The organism is Pseudomonas putida, from assembly GCF_003228315.1.
GTDB classification, from domain to species: Bacteria; Pseudomonadota; Gammaproteobacteria; order Pseudomonadales; family Pseudomonadaceae; genus Aquipseudomonas; species Aquipseudomonas putida_S.
Map to the genome: position 1 here is coordinate 1,756,033 of NZ_CP029693.1, position 16,216 is coordinate 1,772,248.

A 16,216-nucleotide genomic window follows, 5' to 3' on the forward strand; every position below is an offset into this window, starting at 1 on the left:
GTCTATCGCGAGCAGGCTCGCTCCTACAGGGGGCGGGGTACTCCTTACAACCCACCCATCAACAGGTATTTGATTTCCAGGTAGTCATCCAGACCGTACTTCGAACCCTCGCGACCCAGGCCCGATTCCTTGATGCCGCCGAACGGTGCCACTTCCGTGGAAATGATCCCTTCGTTGATCCCGACCATGCCCGCTTCCAGGCCTTCGGCCATGCGCCACACGCGGCCGATGTCGCGGCTGTAGAAGTAAGCCGACAAACCGTACGGCGTGTCGTTGGCGCGCTGCAGCACTTCGGCTTCGTCCTTGAAGCGGAAGCACGCGGCCACCGGACCGAAGGTTTCGTCCTGGGCGATCAGCATGTCGCTGTTGGCTTCGGCGAGAATCGTCGGCTCGTAGAACGTACCGCCCAACGCATGACGGCGACCGCCGCACAGGACCTGGGCGCCCTTCTCCACGGCGTCGCTGACATGCAGCTCCACCTTGGCCAACGCAGCAGCGTTGATCAGCGGGCCTTGCTCGGTTTCGCCTTCCAGGGCATTGCCGACACGCATGGCCGCCACGGCTTCGGCGAGTTTGCCGGTGAAGGCTTCGTACACGCCGTCCTGAATGAAAAAGCGGTTCACGCAGACGCAGGTCTGCCCGGTGTTGCGGAATTTCGAGGCCATCGCACCTTTCACGGCGGCGTCGATATCGGCGTCGTCGAAGACAATGAACGGCGCGTTGCCACCCAGTTCCAGCGAGACCTTTTTCAAGGTGTCGGCGGCCTGACGCATCAGCAATTTGCCGGTGCGGGTGGAGCCGGTGAACGACAGTTTGCGCACGACACCGGAGGCTTGCAGCGCGCCGCCAATCGCCACGGCATCGCCGGAGACCACGTTGAACACACCGGCCGGAATCCCGGCCTGCTCAGCCAGCACCGCCAGGGCGAAGGCCGACAATGACGTTTCTTCCGACGGCTTGAGGATCATGGTGCAACCGGCCGCCAGTGCCGGTCCGACCTTGCGGGTGACCATGGCCAGCGGGAAGTTCCACGGGGTAATGGCTGCCACGACACCAATGGCTTCCTTGACCACGACGATGCGCGCATCGGCCTTGTGGCTCGGGATCACATCGCCGTAGGCGCGCTTGGCTTCTTCGGCGAACCACTCCAGAAAGCTCGCGGCATAGACCACTTCGCCCATGGCTTCGGCCAGCGGCTTGCCTTGTTCGCGGCTGAGCAAAGTGGCCAGGTCCTTCTGGTTGCTCAGCATCAGTTCGCCCCAGCGCTTGATGCGCTGGCTGCGTTCCTTGGCGGTCAGCTTGCGCCATGCCGGCAAGGCGCGGTTGGCAGCGTCGATGGCCAGGTTGGTTTCTTCGGCGCCGGCCTTTTGCACGTCGGCGATCAGTTCACCGGTGGCCGGGTTCAGCACCGGGTACGTCGCCCCGCCGCTGGACCAGCGACCGTCGATGAAATTGCCGTGACGGATCAGCGTGCTCATGCCACGGCCTCGGTCAGGGTGAAGCGTTCCGAACCCGGACGGGCGGTACGCAGGATGCGCTTACCGGCGGTGTAATCGTTGATCACGTCGCACGGGGTGTAGTTGCGTTCCAGCTCGTACAGTTCTTCGGTGTCGAGCTTGGTCTCCAGTGCCGCCAGGGCGCTGTCGAACTGTTCGGTGGTGTCGGCGCCGACCAGCATGCAATCCACGCCCGGGTGATTGGCGACCCAGGCCTGGGCGATCTGTGCGTTGGACACGCCACGGGCACGGGCCACGCGCTGCACCGAACGGGCGATCTCGAACGAAGCTTCGTCGCTGTACATCTGCTGGGTGAAGAAGTCGGTCTGGTTGCGGGTCGACTGCACGTCACCGGTCAGCAGGCCACGGGCCAGCGGGCTGAACACCGAAACACCCAGGCCCTGGTCGCGGCAGAACGGGATCATCTCGCGTTCTTCTTCGCGGTAGGCGCAGTTCAGTTGCAGCTGCATGTTGATCGGCTTGACCCAGCCATTGCGCTCGCAGGCCATGAGGATTTTCGCCAGTTGCCCGGTGAGCATGGTCGACACGCCGATGTAGCGGGCTTTGCCGGAACGCACGATGTCGTTCATGGCGCTCATGGTTTCTTCGACCGGGGTGTTCACGTCGAAGTAATGCAGCATGAAGACGTCGACGTAGTCCATGTCCAGGCGCTTCAGGGACGCATCGATGCTGTCCATGATGTGCTTGCGCGAGTGGCCGCTGGCGTTGATACCAGGACGGGTGCCGTAGCCGACCTTGGTGGTGATCACCAGGTCTTCGCGACGGGCCAGGCGCTTGACGATGCGCCCTACCACTTCTTCGCCGACACCGGCGGAATAGAAGTCCGCCAGGTCGATGAAGTTCACGCCGTTGTCCAACGCGTGCTTGACGATCGGCTCGCTTTTCTTCTCATCGAAGATCCACGGTTTCCAGTCCGGGGTGCCCATGTTCATGGTGCCCAGGCACAGGCGGGAGACTTCGAGGCCGGAGTTGCCCAAACGAATGTATTGCATGGCGCGGACCTCAGGCTTTTGGCGTGTAGAAAGGGTTGCTGATGTGATTGACCACATCTTTGAGCTGCGCGGTTTCCGGCTTGCCGGTCAGGGCGGCGCGGATCGCGGTGCGGCAGGCGTTGTAGTTGTTCAGGTACACCGCATCCAGGTCGTCGCAGGACGGGTTGACCCAGTTGGCGGTGACGATCGCCCACTCGTCTTCGGCTTCCGGCGGCAGGGTGCCGTCCAGCAGCGCTTCCAGGACAGCCTTGGCGATACCGGCCTGGGACGCGCCCCAGGTGGCGTTGCCGTGCAGGTCGCTGCTGATCGCGGCCTTGTTCACGTACAGGGTCATCGGCTTGACCGGGATGTTCGGCTGGGCGATCACCATGAACGGGCAGTGACCCTGGCTTGGCGACGCCAGGCTGTTGGCGAACGCCTGGCCGGCAGGACCATTGCGCGGGCCGATCAGGATGTTGATGTGCGCGGCGTTCACGCCCGGGCCTTCGAAGCCTTCACCGATGTACAGGTCGAGTTCTTTCATGAGTCGTTCTCTTGTTCAGGACGCAGAGGGATTTGGTGTGGTCAGAAGCGCACGCCTGCAGGACGCATGGCGCGGCAAATGTCAGGGTTCGAAGAGCGCAGCAGGTGGCTGGCGAAGACGTGGCAGTGATGATTGATCATGGTTGCAAACGCTCTTTTTTGTTGTTGATGAGCTGGTTTGCGATTTTTTATCACTGGGGGTTGGCGGGGCTGTAACCATTAAAAGTCATGGGGGTATGACTTCAGGTCATACCTATGGATAACCGCAATTCCTGTAGGAGCGAGCCTGCTCGCGATGGTGGGTCAGTCAACCTGTCATCGACTGACACTCCATCGCGAGCAGGCTCGCTCCTACAGGGGATCGGGGGTGTTTGGGGTTATTGGGACATGGCGTCCTTTTTCATCGCGTCCTTGGACATCGAATCGGTCTTCTTCATGGCGTCCTTGGACATGGCGTCGCCCTTCTTCATCGTATCCTTGGACATTGAGTCGCCTTTCTTCATGGCGTCCTTGGACATCGAATCGGTCTTCTTCATCGCATCCTTGGACATCGAGTCCTTGCTCATGCTGTCGTTACTCATGGTGTCGGCAGCGAACACGGAGGCGGCGCCAACAGCCAGGCACATGGACAGAACAACGGTGGTCAGCTTTTTCATGATGAAACTCCTCGAGGCTCGGTTTGCGGGTGTGTGAAAACTTAAGGCGCTGTCAGCTGCCACCGAACCAGTTGTAGCCCTGGTCTTCCCAGTAGCCGCCGCTGTAGGTGTTGCTGACGAAAATCGCCTGGATGTGTTTGGGGTTCTTGTAGCCAAGCTTGGTGGGCATGCGCAGCTTCATCGGGAAGCCGTATTCGCGCGGCAGCACCGCGCCGTCATAGGTCAGCGTCAACAGGGTTTGCGCATGCAGCGCGGTGGCCATGTCGATACTGGTGTAGTAATCGTCGGCGCATTTGAAGCCGACGTATTTGGCGTCGGTGTCGGCGCCGATGCGCTTGAGGAAATCACTGAAGCGCACCCCGCCCCAGCGGCCGATGGCGCTCCAGCCTTCGACGCAGATGTGCCGGGTGATCTGGTCGGTCTGCGCCATGGCGCGCAGCTCTTCGAGACGCCAGCTGCGTTTGTCCGCCACCAGCCCCGACACCTCCAGGCGATAACTCTCCTCGTCCACCGTCGGCGCTTCGTCGATGCCGTAGAAGGCATTGAACGGAAACGGCCGGGTGATCATCGATTCGGGATAAGTCGGCGCCATGGCATTGGGATTGAACAGCCAGCCCTGCACCCGATCATTGAAGCGCGACATCGACGACAGTGCGGTGTCGACGCTTTCGTTGTCGGTGAGGTTGCAGCCGGACAGCATCGCCACGCCACCGAGGGTCAGGCCGCGCAGCAGGAACGAGCGACGCGAGCGATCTTCGATCTGCGGCGCGAGGATCTTGCGGGCGTCGGTCAGGATCGAGGACTCGTCCAGATCCGGATTGTGCATGCGCTTTTTCATACGGACTCCTTGCGACCGACGATCATGGCGAGCAGGGTTTTCGGCACCAGTGCGACCATCACCAGATGCACCGCCACGAAGGCCACCAGCAGCGCCATGGCGATGAAGTGCACATGCCGCGCCGTGTCATAGCCACCGAGCAATTCACGCAACAACGGGAACTGCACCGACTTCCACAGCACCAGCCCGGAGATCACCAGCAACGTGATATCCACCATGACGAACAGGTAGGCAAAGCGTTGCACCTGGTTGTAATGGCTGAGGTCGGCGTGGCCGAGTTTTCCGCGCAGGGCGGCCCACAGGTCGTGCAGTACGCCTTTTGGCGAAACCGGGAAAAAGCGTCGTTTGAGGCGACCACTGAACAGATTGAAGGTCAGGTACAGGAGGCCGTTGAAGGCCAGCAGCCACATCGCCGCGAAGTGCCACTGCAGAGCGCCGCCGAGCCAGCCGCCCAGGGTGATCGTATTGGGGAAGCTGAAATCGTAAAGCGGCGAGGCGTTGTAGATGCGCCAGCCGCTGGTGACCATCACCAGCACGGCCAGGGCGTTGAGCCAATGGGTCAGGCGTAGCCAGCGCGGATGACTGGGCCTGGGTGAAGCAGTGCGCTGCGACATGTCCGGCTCCCGTTTGTTGTTGTTCGTTGGGGCCGAGTATGGGAGCGACCAGATCGCCAAATCCTCACGCAGAGTTAAATTATTTGTGATAACTGCCCTGCGTCTCCCTGTAGGAGCGAGCCTGCTCGCGATGGACGACAGATCACCGCGGGGTGTCAGGTTGCCAGCGTCATCGTTGACGACCATCGCGAGCAGGCTCGCTCCTACAGTGGGTTGGGTGATCCTTTCAGGGTGCAACTATGGTTAAATGCCGCCCCCCGCAAATTCGCCGACCCAAACCCATGAACACCGAAGCCCTCGCCACCCTCCACGACCATCTGCTGACCGCCCTCGCCTCCGCCCCCGCCGAAACCCGCCGCCTGTTCCACGGCCGCGGCCGTTGCTGGCCGGGGCTGGAGCAGGTGACGGTCGACTGGTTGCAGGGTGTGGTGCTGGTGGCGCTGTTCAAGGAGCCCGAGCCTTCGCAATTGGAAGATCTGAAGCGTTTGCTGATGGCGATCACTCAATCTGCCCAGTGGATGCAATCCGGCGCCCATACCCTGCTGCTGCAACACCGCTACCTGCTGCAAAGCACCACCGAATGGCTGCTGGGGGAAGAAATCGACGAACTGACCATCACCGAAGGCGGCCTGAAATACCGGGTGGACCTGGGCCGCAAGCAGAACACCGGCCTGTTCCTCGACATGCGCTATGGCCGCGACTGGGTGCGGGCCAATGCCGAAGGCAAGCGCGTGCTGAACCTGTTTGCCTATACCTGTGGTTTCTCGGTGGCGGCCATCGAAGGCGGCGCGTCCCATGTGGTCAACCTCGACATGTCGAGCCCGGCCCTGAGCCGTGGCCGCGACAACCATCGGCTCAATGGGCATGACCTGGGCAAGGTGACCTTTCTCGGCCACGACCTGTTCAAATCCTGGGGCAAGGTGATCGGCAAGGGCCCGTATGACCTGGTGATCATCGACCCGCCTTCGTTTCAGAAAGGCAGCTTCCTGCTGACCAAGGATTACCAGCGGGTGCTGCGCCGATTGCCCGAACTGCTAAGCCCGCAGGGCACGGTACTGGCGTGCATGAACGATCCGGCCTTTGGTGCGGACTTCCTGATCGACGGCGTGCCCCGTGAGGCGCCGAGCCTGCGGTTCGAGCAGCGGCTGGAGAATCCGCCGGAGTTTCCGGATGCCGATATCGAGTGTGGGTTGAAGGCGTTGGTGTTCAAGCAGTAAGACCGCGTCGCCCCTATCGCGAGCAGGCTCGCACCCACAAGGGACCGCATTTCAATTGTGGGAGCGAGCCTGCTCGCGATGGGGCCGGCATGCCCACCAAAAAATCCGGATCAGCGCGGCTGAAGCACCAACGCAAACAACTCCCCATGCCCGTTCACATTGAGCTTGTGATAGAGGTTGCGCCGATGCACTTTCACCGTCTCCGGCGAGATGCCCATCTGCTGGGCGATGGCCTTGCTGGAGAAGCCTTGCAGGATCAACCGCGCGGTTTCGATTTCCCGGGCTGACAGCCGCGCGTCGAAGCGGTCGAGCAGAGTCGCCAGATCGCCGGCCACGGCTTCGGCAACCGCCCCCTCCGGCGGCAGCAATTGCAGGTGCCTGCGCATCGCCGCCAGCACCCAGTCGCGCACGCACAGCAGACGGCCCTGCTCTTCGAGAGTGAAGCGCGTCGAGCGCCCAAGGGACAGACCCAGCACAGCGCCGTCGAGGTTGACCATGAACTGCAACTCGTCACCACCCACCACTTTGCAGAAGTAGCTCTGGTAGTACTCGCTCTGCTGGAACTGGTCAGGGGCCACCGAATCGAGGCTGTGCAAACCGTCCGCGATGCCGGCACCCACCGCTTGGTAAAACGGATCGAGCAAGTACATGCCGGCGCTGTAATCCGCCAGTTCTTCCTGCTCCTCACCACTGCCCTTGGCATCGAAATCGATCAGCAGGCGCGGTACCCGACCGGGCTTCATCACCGCCACCAGTGCGTTGTCCAGCGGCACCAAAAGACGCAGGGTATCGACCAGCGCACGCCAGAAGCCAGCCTCGCCCACGCTGCCGAACATCCGCGCCAGGCCCTGGTGCAGCGGCAACTCTTTCAACAACGCGTCCACGCACTACCCCTTTTGAGTAACCCATGATGGGAATGGGTAACCGCCACGGCGGTCGATAGGCTGCAAGCTCCTGAACATCACCGGCCGCAGCAGGCCAGGAGTGCCGCATCATGAGGGGTCACCACGGGTATTTCAATCTGGGACTGGGCGCCTGCCTGGCGGTTTCGCTGTCGGCGGTTGCCAGCGAAAACCCGACTGTTCACGTCTACAACTGGTACGACTACATCGGCCCGAACACCCTGCAGGACTTCAAGCGCGACACCGGGATCCAGCCGGTCTACGACACCTTCGACAGCGCCGAAGTGCTGGAAGGCAAACTGCTGACCAGCCGCAGCGGTTACGACGTGGTGGTGGCCAGCAACTACAGCCTGCCGACGCTGATCAAGGCCGGCGCCCTCGCCCCGCTACCCCGTGCCCAGATGCCGGACTTCCAGAACATGGACAGCGACCTGCTGGCGAAACTGGCCCACAACGACCCGGGCAACCAGTACGCGGTGCCGTACCTGTGGGGTACCAACGGCATCGGCTACAACATCGACAAGGTGCGCGCGGTGCTCGGCGACAAGGCGCCGGTGGATTCCTGGGACCTGGTGTTCAAGGAAGAGAATCTGGCCAAACTGGGCGAGTGCGGCGTGGCGATGCTCGACTCGCCGGCGGAAATGCTCCCGGTCGCCCTGCACTACCTCGGCCTGCCGCCCAACAGCACCAACCCTGAGGATTACAAAAAGGCCGAAGCGCTGCTGCTCAAGTTGCGCCCGCACATCGCCTACTTCAACTCGTCGAAATTCATCAGCGACCTGTCCAACGGCAACATCTGCGTAGCGGTGGGCTGGTCCGGGGCGATGCTGGAGGCCAAGACCACTGCCGAACAGGCTGGCAACGGCGTGAAGATCGCCTATAGCCTGCCCAAGGAAGGCGCCCCGGTGTGGTTCGACACGCTGGTGCTGCTCAAGGATGCACCGCATCCGCAACAGGGGCTGGCGTTCATCGACTACCTGATGCGCGCCGAGGTCATCGCCCCGGTGAGTAACTTCCTCAACTACCCCAATGGCAATCGCAGCGCGACCGCGCTGGTGGCCGAAGCGACCCGCACCAATCCCGCCGTGTACCCGTCAGCCGAGGCGCTGGCCACCCTCTTCACCTTGCAACCGCTGCCGCCAGCGACCGAACGGGTGCGCACGCGGATCTGGAGCAAGGTCAAAAACGGTCAATAACCCCACCGCAATCCCCCCTGTGGGAGCGAGCCTGCTCGCGAATAGGGCGTGTCAGTCGACATCACCTTTGCCTGATCCATCGCCTTCGCGAGCAGGCTCGCTCCCACAGATTTTCACTTTTGCGCCATTCAATTGAAGATGAGAACTGCCATGAAACCACGTGCCCGCGACCTGAACATCCAGATCGGCCAACTGCAACCCGGCCCGCTCAACGCCATCACCGACGTGCCCGGCGTGCGGGTCGGCCACAGCAATGTGCGCGGTCACACCGCCCGGGGTCGCGATATCCTGACCGGTGTCACCGTGGTCGAACCCCGTGCCGGCTCCACCAGTGCGCAACCGTGTTTTGCCGGCGTCCATGTGCTCAACGGCAACGGCGATGCCACGGGACTTGAGTGGATTCGCGAGGCCGGCCTGCTGACCAGCCCCATCGCTTTCACCAACACCCACAGCCTGGGCGTGGTGCGCGATGCGTTGATCGTGGTGGACCGTGAACAGCAACCGGATGACGGTCGGCTGTACTGGAACATGCCGGTGGTGCTGGAAACCTTCGACGGCCTGCTCAATGACATCAACGGCTTTCATGTAAAACCCGAACATGTGGCGCAGGCGCTGCATTCGGCGGTGGGTGGGCCGGTGGTCGAGGGTAATGTCGGTGGCGGCAGCGGCATGATCTGCCATGAGTTCAAGGGCGGCATCGGCACGGCCTCGCGACAGCTCGACAGTGCGCAGGGCGGCTGGACCGTCGGCGCTATCGTCCAGGCCAACCATGGCATTCGCAACGAGTTGCGCGTCGACGGCTACCCGGTCGGGCGCTACATGACTCAGGTTGATTCGCCGTTCCTCAAGGCCTCGTTGCCGCATCCGGGCATGGGTTCGATCGTGGTCTGCCTGGCCACCGATGCACCGTTGCTGCCGCACCAATGCACGCGCCTGGCACAACGCGCCAGCCTTGGCCTGGCGCGCACCGGTGGCGGCAACGAAGACCACAGCGGCGACATTTTCATCGCCTTCGCCACCGGCAATGCCCATGTGCCTGCGGCTGCCTACGAACGCAAACGCGCGCCGACGACCGATCATCTGAGCATGGTCAATAACGATCACATCAGCGAATTGTTCCTGGCGGCCACCGAAGCGGTGGAAGAAGCCATCATCAACGCCCTGCTCGCCGCCGAAACGACCGAAGGTAACGGCCATGCGGTGCCCGGGCTGGATGCGCAGACACTGCTTGAAGCCTTGAATCAAGCCGGTTGGCCGGGGGCGCGAAATCGCAGAAGCTGACATTTGTGGGAGGATTAGACGTGCGGTACTTGAGGGCCATCCCCCATGTTCCTACGATGGAGTTGCGCAGCCGCTTGCTTGCCCAAGCCGTTGCGCAGGTGGTGAGTGTACTGAACCCCTATCAAGCTCACCGCCTGCTTCATGCGCATCTTGAGCCTCAATGGCTCCACTTCTCCCCATCAAAGAGCTTTGAGGCTCTTTTTTAACCCAGACATCGAAAAGCCCGGCCTGGAGCCGGGCTTTTTGCTTTATCAAGAACACCATCATCCCTGTAGGAGCGAGCCTGCTCGCGAAAAACCAACGGGCGCCGCGGGGTGTCTGATTTCACGCGTCATCGTTCACGACCATCGCGAGCAGGCTCGCTCCTACAGGTTATTCAATCGTTCCCACGCTCTGCGTGGGAATGCAGCCCGGGACGCTCTGCGTCCCAAAGGCGTGACGCAGAGCGTCACAGGAGGCGTTACCACGCAGAGCGTGGGAACGATCAGGCAGAGGGAGATCACGTTTCGGTGGCGGCGATCGAGCGCCATGCCGCCTCGGCCAGCAGCTCCCGGTAGGCCTTCGGGCTGCCCTTGGTCCGGCCCGACAACCAGGCGCGGCAGTAGCTGTCGGCCTGGCCGATGATCAACGACGGCATCAACTCGGCGGAAAAGCCACCCATTTGATCGCGGTGCGCCGACAACCACTCCAACAGCTTCTTGTTGCGCACCTTGTTGCGCTCGGCAAGCTCGTCACTGAACGGCCCCTTGGTCACCGCAAATCGCGCGTGATACTGGAAACGCGCCCACTCGGGCTGGCTGTCGACCCAATCCACGTAGCTGTGCACCAGCGCGTGCACCCCCGCCTGCGCGGTGCCGGCGTCGGCCATGTAGCTGTCGCGCAGCCGGGCCTGATCGTCCAGCGCGGTGAAAAACAGCGCGGCCACCAGGCCTTCCTTGTTGCCGAAATGATGGTAGATCGCGCCGACGCTGGTATCGCATTCGGCGCGAATCATGTCGATGGTGGTGGCCTCGATGCCCTGCTCGTTGAACAGCTGCAAGGCCTTGCGAAAGATGTCGCGCTTGAGCTCGGCACGGCGGCCGGGCCAGGCGCGCTCGAGCAAATCCGAAGTTTCCATGGTGAGAACAGACCGAAATCAGGGGTGAAGGCTGGCGGCTGCCAACTCGAAAGTGACGCTAGGTTGACAGATTTCCCGTCGACAGAATACTGTTCCGTCACAGAATAATATTCTGTTACCGAGCATCATTCTGCAAATCACCCATCACAGAGGCTTTCACATGAGTCAGTTCCTCAGCATGTTCAACAGCGCAGGCCCCCAGGCGTTCAGCAAGATGGCCTGCCAGGTGGCGCCCTATTTCTCCACCATCAATCCGCTGGTCACCGACCTGCGCGAACGCAGCGCGACCGTTCAGGTGCCGTTCGCCAAGGAAATCACCAACCACCTGGGCACCGTGCATGCGATTGCCATGTGCAACGCCGCCGAGCTGGCAGCCGGGATGATGACCGACGTGTCCATCCCCAAAGGCGCACGCTGGATTCCCAAGGGCATGACGGTGGAGTATCTGGCCAAGGCGAAGACTGATTTGACGGCGGTGGCCAATGGCGAGGGGCTGGATTGGAGCAGCGAGGGTGACAAGATCGTGCCGGTGGACGTTCACGATACCGAAGGCAAGAAGGTGTTTACGGCGCGGATTACGATGAATGTGAAGCTGGCCTGATACCCGGCTGGAACACAGAGCCACTGTAGGAGCGAGCCTGCTCGCGATAGCGGTATGTCAGGCAACACAATGCCGGCTGACAGATCGCCATCGCGAGCAGGCTCGCTCCTACAGTGGGTTCGCGGCGTTGAATTAAGCGTTATCAGACCAACCGCAACCGCGGTCCGCTGACGGGCACTGCATCCTCCCCCAACCGCTCACGCACGAACTCATTGGCCCTGCGCGTCAGCTGATCCAGATGCCGATCCCGCTGCTTTTCCGCATCCTGCATCGCCCGCTTGCCGTGTTTTTGCAGCAGGTAAGTATGAATCTGCCGCACCTCCAGCGAGCTGTAGATCGACGCAACGTCGAGCAATGCCATCAAGCCATCGCTGCCGTGGTCGCGGGTGTTCATCAGCACCTGGGTTGCGCGCACGCCCACTACTTGAAAACCCATGGCTTCGAAGTACGGCACCTTGGCCACCGCGCAGGTCAGTTCGGCATGGGGATAGCGGGCGACCATCTCGCGCAGCATCCGCCGTGCGATGCCCTGGCGCCGATGGCCGGCGTGCACCGCCATGTAGGCCACGCCGCAGGCCTCGGGGTCGTCCTTGACCGGCAGGTACAACAGGAACCCCGTGACCTGCTCCGGGTCGTCCAGGTCAGTGGCGACGATCAGTTCCACGTCGATCCCTTTCGCCCCGTTCAACGCCTCCAGGTACAGGTGCACCTCAAAGCCGATCGCGTACTGATAGACGTTGTAGAGCAGGTTGCTCGGCGGGATCGCGACCATGCTGATGTCGGTCAGGTTGTCGACCACCATCTGCAGGATCTGGCTGTTGATGTGCTCGGGGCACGGGGTCTTGAAATGGGTGATCTGGGGCATTGCGGGGGGACGACTCCGGGGGGCGATGGCTGCGTATGATAACGCGCCATCACAGCTTGCACGCGCCCGCCATCTTTTGAGTCTGACGAACGTCATTCAACAGTCCTTTCAAAATTGCTCAATCGCTGTCACGGCTGAATGGATGACAGCCATTTGAACGGTAAAAAACCGGTGAAAACATTATTGATAAAGCCTCTCATTCTGCTTAAGTCAAAAATATGCCGGTAAGACTCGACCACCTGTTGGGGAAAGCAAGCAACTGAAAATAGCTGTCTTTTACCCGTAATTGAGGAATATTCCCCACTCCCCCCAACTCACCTCCTCACCCCCTGAATACACATTTGGAAACAACTAACTAATTAGTTTGAACTTTTTCGCAGGCCCGCAGTCCGGCCCGCCTGTTGCATAAGCCCCTTTACCCGCAGCAGCTGTCGTCCCGATAGAGGGCGGTGGGTTTCGCCGATATGGCATGACGCGAGGGGTCCTCATCATGAAACGTGTAAAAACGCAGTCCCAATCAACCCGCTATTTGCGAAGGTCCGGAGCGACCTGCGCGGCGATGCTCATCACCCTTGCCACGGCCAGCGCTGCACCGCTCGACGATGTCAGCCAGCCACCGCCGACCGACCCTTCAGCCTTCACCAACCCACCCGCCACCCCGGCCGATGCGGCTGCCGCGCTGGAAGCCCTCAAGGGATTGCCCGAAGCCAACCAGGGCTCCATCGCCCTGCCCAACGGCGTATTCGGCGACAAGAACACACCCCGCGCCGACAACGTGCTGCCACCCGCCGCGCAGACCTCGTTCAACTACCCCACCAACGGCAAGCCAAGCCCGTTGTTCGGGGCGCAGCCGTACACCCAGCAATTGCTGTTGTTCGAGGAATTCGGCCCGGAAAGACTTGACCCGACGACACCGGCTCCGACCCTGACCTTCCCGGTGCCTACCGTCGGTCCGGCACCGCAACAGGACCCGAACTTCATCTCCCGCAGCGGTCCTGCCGGCACCGCGCTGGATGCGTTCCTGCATCAACCGGGGCTGTTTCCGTTTCCGTCGCAATTTTCCAATGTGCTGGACCGCAACCCCTGGCAAGCGCAGATCGAAGCCTTCCTCAACCGGCATCCCGTCGGTTCGCCGGCGGAAGGACGTCCACCAGGAAAAGGCTGGTCGCACCAGCGCTGGAACGAGTTCTATCCGCAGGTCGCCTACAAAACCGTGCAAGCCGGTGCGCGGATCAACGGCGGCTTGCGTGACAGCTATCAATATCACCACTACGCCGAAGGTGAATTCGGGCCTGGCGGGCTGTACTACCAGACCTCGGACATCCCGACCACGACGGGGACCACCAAGGGGATCGACACCCGTTTCCACCCCAACTTCCCGCTGCAAAATCACAATGCGCTGTGGACCTTCGACGGCACCTTTCCACCGAAACTGCTCATGGTGCGTTACGGCCAACCGGTATTGATGCGTCATTACAACGCCCTGCCGATCGACCCCGCCGCCAACATGGGCTTTGGCCTGCACACCATCAGCACCCACGAACACAACGGCCACTCCCCCGCCGAGAGCGATGGCTATGCCAACGCGTTTTTCTTCCCGGGGCAGTACTACGACTATCGCTGGCCGATGCAACTGGCCGGCTACGACACCATCAACACCACGGCTTCGGACCCACGCGCGGCGTTCCCTTGCTCGCCGGGTGAAACCCTGTTCGTCAACGATGCCACCCCGGGCCTCAAGACCTGCGACCACGGCACCATCAAGATCCGTGGCGACTGGCGCGAAACCATGAGCACCCACTGGTTCCACGACCACATGCTCGATTTCACCGCGCAGAACGTCTACAAGGGCAACGCGGTGATGATGAACTATTACAGCGCGCTGGATCGCGGCAACGAAGCGATCGACGACGGCGTCAACCTGCGCTTCCCCAGCGGCAGCGGCTTGCCTTGGGGGAACCGTGACTACGACGTGAACCTGGTGGTCGCCGACAAGGCCTGGGATAAGGACGGTCAACTGTGGTTCAACCCGTTCAACACCGACGGCTTCCTGGGCGACCAGATGCTGGTCAACTGGCAGTACCAGCCAAAACTGAAGGTGCGCGCACGCAGCTATCGCTTCCGCATCCTCAACGGCTCGGTATCGCGCTACGTGAAGATTGCCCTGGTGCGTGAAGTGGCCGGCAACGGCGGCGAGTTTCCCGGGCCTGCCGGCTCCGGCGTCTCCTACAACCGCGTACCGTTCCACATGATCGCCAACGACGGCAACATCATGGCCCATACCGTGCCGTTCGACGGCAGCATGGACCTGGACGGCGACGGCGACCTGCAAAACCACAACGCCATCCTGCCGACCCAGGGCATCGCCGAACGCTTTGACATCATCGTCAACTTCGCGAAAAACGGCATCTCGGTTGGCGACAAGCTGTACTTCGTCAACCTGCTGGAGCACAAGACCGGCAAGGGTCCGGAGAAGAATGCACTGAGCCTGGCGGATGTGCTGTCGGAAAAATACAAGGCAGTGATCAAGCAAGGCAGCAAAGGGCCTGAGTGGGACAAGGGCGACCCCGTGGTCGGCAAGTTCCTGCAATTGATCGTCCAGCCTTACAGCGGCACCGATGTGAGCATGAACCCGGCCGATTACGAGCCCGCCAAACCGGGCAAGCCGGCTGGCAAATTCATGATTCCGCTGACCCTCGATCGCGACAACCCGGCCGATCAGGCCAAGATCGCGGCAGCGCGGCACCGTGAGTTCATCTTCGGTCGTTCAGATGGCACCGACGAAGCGCCATGGACCGTCAAAACCGATGGAGGGCCTGGCTACAACATGGACCCACGCCGGCTCAGCGCCGCACCGCAACTGGCCAACGGCCCGACCGATGCCGGCTTCTCCGGGGACGGCACCCTTGAGGTGTGGAAAATCAAGAACGGCGGCAACGGCTGGAACCATCCGGTGCACGTGCACTTCGAGGAAGGGATCATCCTGAGTCGCGACGGCAAGGCACCGCCGGAATGGGAAAAATGGGCGCGCAAGGACGTGTATCGCATCGGCGAAGGCCTGGACAGTTCGGTGGATGTGGAAATGGCAATTCACTTCCGCGAATTTGCCGGGACCTACATGGAGCACTGCCACAACACCCAGCACGAGGACAATTCGATGCTGCTGCGCTGGGACGTGGAGCATCCGGGTCAGTTCCAGTTGATGCCAACGCCCCTGCCCGGCTGGGACGGTGTCACCTACGTGAACTCGGCGGCACTGCCAACCTTCCGTACCGGTGGCAAGGCTGACGACAACCAGGGCGACAACAAAAAACCCGTGGCCAACCCTGACAGCGCCACCAGCGCCAACGGGCAACCGGTAACCATCAACGTGCTGGCCAACGACACCGATCCGGACGGCAACCTGCCGCTCAAGGTGGTGGGCCTGAACCAGCCGGATTCCGGCAAGGGCACGGTCAGCACCGACGGCACCCGCGTGATCTACACGCCACCGGCCAGCGTCCCGGCCGCGTTCACCGCGACCTTCACCTATCAGGCCAGCGACGCCAAGGATGGGGTTTCGCCACCGGCCACCGTCTCTGTGGCGGTATCGCCATCAGCGACGGTCAACGAAGACCTGGTGATCAGCAGCGCGACCGTCACGGTACGCAGCAACAACCGCTACACCTGGGACCTGGCGGGCACCACGTCACGGGGTACGGGCAATACGCTGACAGCGATCGTGTCGACAACCGCCGGGCCACTCAACCTCGGTAACGCGACCCTCACGCCAACCGGCACCGGGGCTCGCTGGAGGGTATCGGCCAGCACCACCGGTGCCGGACCGACACCGAACCCGACCGTCACCGTCACTTCAACCTTCGGCAAGTCGGTGTCGGCGCCGCTCGCCGCGCACTGA

At 61.9% G+C, this 16,216-nt stretch carries 14 protein-coding genes; 5 read left to right on the forward strand and 9 right to left on the reverse strand.

What is annotated here, in order from left to right:
• Positions 1-44: 44 nt before the first annotated feature.
• The 6 genes from DKY63_RS08005 to DKY63_RS08035 form a co-directional block, all read right to left on the reverse strand.
• Entirely contained in the window at positions 45-1,478 is a 1,434-nt protein-coding gene (locus DKY63_RS08005; RefSeq protein ID WP_110963616.1) for an NAD-dependent succinate-semialdehyde dehydrogenase, read from the reverse strand.
• Positions 1,475-2,509 carry an aldo/keto reductase gene (locus tag DKY63_RS08010; protein ID WP_110963617.1) on the reverse strand — a complete coding sequence of 345 codons (1,035 nt, stop codon included), beginning with the start codon at positions 2,507-2,509 and terminating at the stop codon, positions 1,475-1,477. The genes DKY63_RS08005 and DKY63_RS08010 overlap by 4 nt, the downstream gene beginning before the upstream one ends.
• A gap of 10 nt (positions 2,510-2,519) precedes the next feature.
• Positions 2,520-3,032, reverse strand: a complete 513-nt coding sequence (gene fae, locus DKY63_RS08015; protein ID WP_110963618.1) for a formaldehyde-activating enzyme — start codon at positions 3,030-3,032, stop codon at positions 2,520-2,522.
• Positions 3,033-3,408: 376 nt separating this feature from the next.
• Positions 3,409-3,687: a pentapeptide MXKDX repeat protein gene (locus DKY63_RS08025; protein WP_110963620.1), complete on the reverse strand. Its 279-nt coding sequence runs from the start codon at positions 3,685-3,687 to the stop codon at positions 3,409-3,411.
• A 52-nt stretch (positions 3,688-3,739) separates the two neighbouring features.
• Positions 3,740-4,513 (reverse strand): molybdopterin-dependent oxidoreductase, encoded by a 774-nt coding sequence (locus tag DKY63_RS08030; protein ID WP_430523149.1) that lies wholly within the window; start codon positions 4,511-4,513, stop codon positions 3,740-3,742.
• Between the two features lie 8 nt (positions 4,514-4,521).
• On the reverse strand, positions 4,522-5,139 hold the full coding sequence (locus DKY63_RS08035) for a cytochrome b/b6 domain-containing protein (protein ID WP_110963622.1): 618 nt from the start codon (positions 5,137-5,139) through the stop codon (positions 4,522-4,524).
• A gap of 281 nt (positions 5,140-5,420) precedes the next feature.
• Between DKY63_RS08035 and DKY63_RS08040 the strand changes: the two genes are divergently transcribed.
• The gene (locus DKY63_RS08040) at positions 5,421-6,356 is read left to right on the forward strand and encodes a class I SAM-dependent methyltransferase (protein ID WP_110963623.1); all 936 of its coding nucleotides are present in this window, start codon (positions 5,421-5,423) and stop codon (positions 6,354-6,356) included.
• Positions 6,357-6,466: 110 nt separating this feature from the next.
• Here the strand turns inward: DKY63_RS08040 and DKY63_RS08045 are convergent, their stop codons facing one another.
• Positions 6,467-7,240, reverse strand: a complete 774-nt coding sequence (locus tag DKY63_RS08045) for a helix-turn-helix transcriptional regulator (RefSeq protein WP_110963624.1) — start codon at positions 7,238-7,240, stop codon at positions 6,467-6,469.
• A gap of 110 nt (positions 7,241-7,350) precedes the next feature.
• Between DKY63_RS08045 and DKY63_RS08050 the strand changes: the two genes are divergently transcribed.
• A complete protein-coding gene (locus DKY63_RS08050) occupies positions 7,351-8,454 on the forward strand; it encodes an extracellular solute-binding protein (protein WP_110963625.1) in 1,104 nt (367 codons plus the stop codon).
• A 150-nt stretch (positions 8,455-8,604) separates the two neighbouring features.
• Positions 8,605-9,735, forward strand: coding sequence for a P1 family peptidase (locus DKY63_RS08055; RefSeq protein ID WP_110963626.1), 1,131 nt, complete (start codon positions 8,605-8,607; stop codon positions 9,733-9,735).
• A gap of 499 nt (positions 9,736-10,234) precedes the next feature.
• Here the strand turns inward: DKY63_RS08055 and DKY63_RS08060 are convergent, their stop codons facing one another.
• On the reverse strand, positions 10,235-10,852 hold the full coding sequence (locus DKY63_RS08060; RefSeq protein WP_110963627.1) for a TetR/AcrR family transcriptional regulator: 618 nt from the start codon (positions 10,850-10,852) through the stop codon (positions 10,235-10,237).
• A gap of 160 nt (positions 10,853-11,012) precedes the next feature.
• Here DKY63_RS08060 and DKY63_RS08065 point away from each other — a divergent pair, with 160 nt between their 5' ends.
• Entirely contained in the window at positions 11,013-11,453 is a 441-nt protein-coding gene (locus DKY63_RS08065; RefSeq protein WP_110963628.1) for a hotdog fold domain-containing protein, read from the forward strand.
• A 142-nt stretch (positions 11,454-11,595) separates the two neighbouring features.
• On the opposite strand, the gene DKY63_RS08070 is transcribed toward DKY63_RS08065, so the two are convergent.
• Positions 11,596-12,318, reverse strand: coding sequence for a GNAT family N-acetyltransferase (locus DKY63_RS08070; protein WP_110963629.1), 723 nt, complete (start codon positions 12,316-12,318; stop codon positions 11,596-11,598).
• A gap of 559 nt (positions 12,319-12,877) precedes the next feature.
• Here DKY63_RS08070 and DKY63_RS08075 point away from each other — a divergent pair.
• Complete coding sequence (locus DKY63_RS08075; protein ID WP_239499386.1) at positions 12,878-16,216, forward strand: Ig-like domain-containing protein; 3,339 nt, start codon at positions 12,878-12,880, stop codon at positions 16,214-16,216.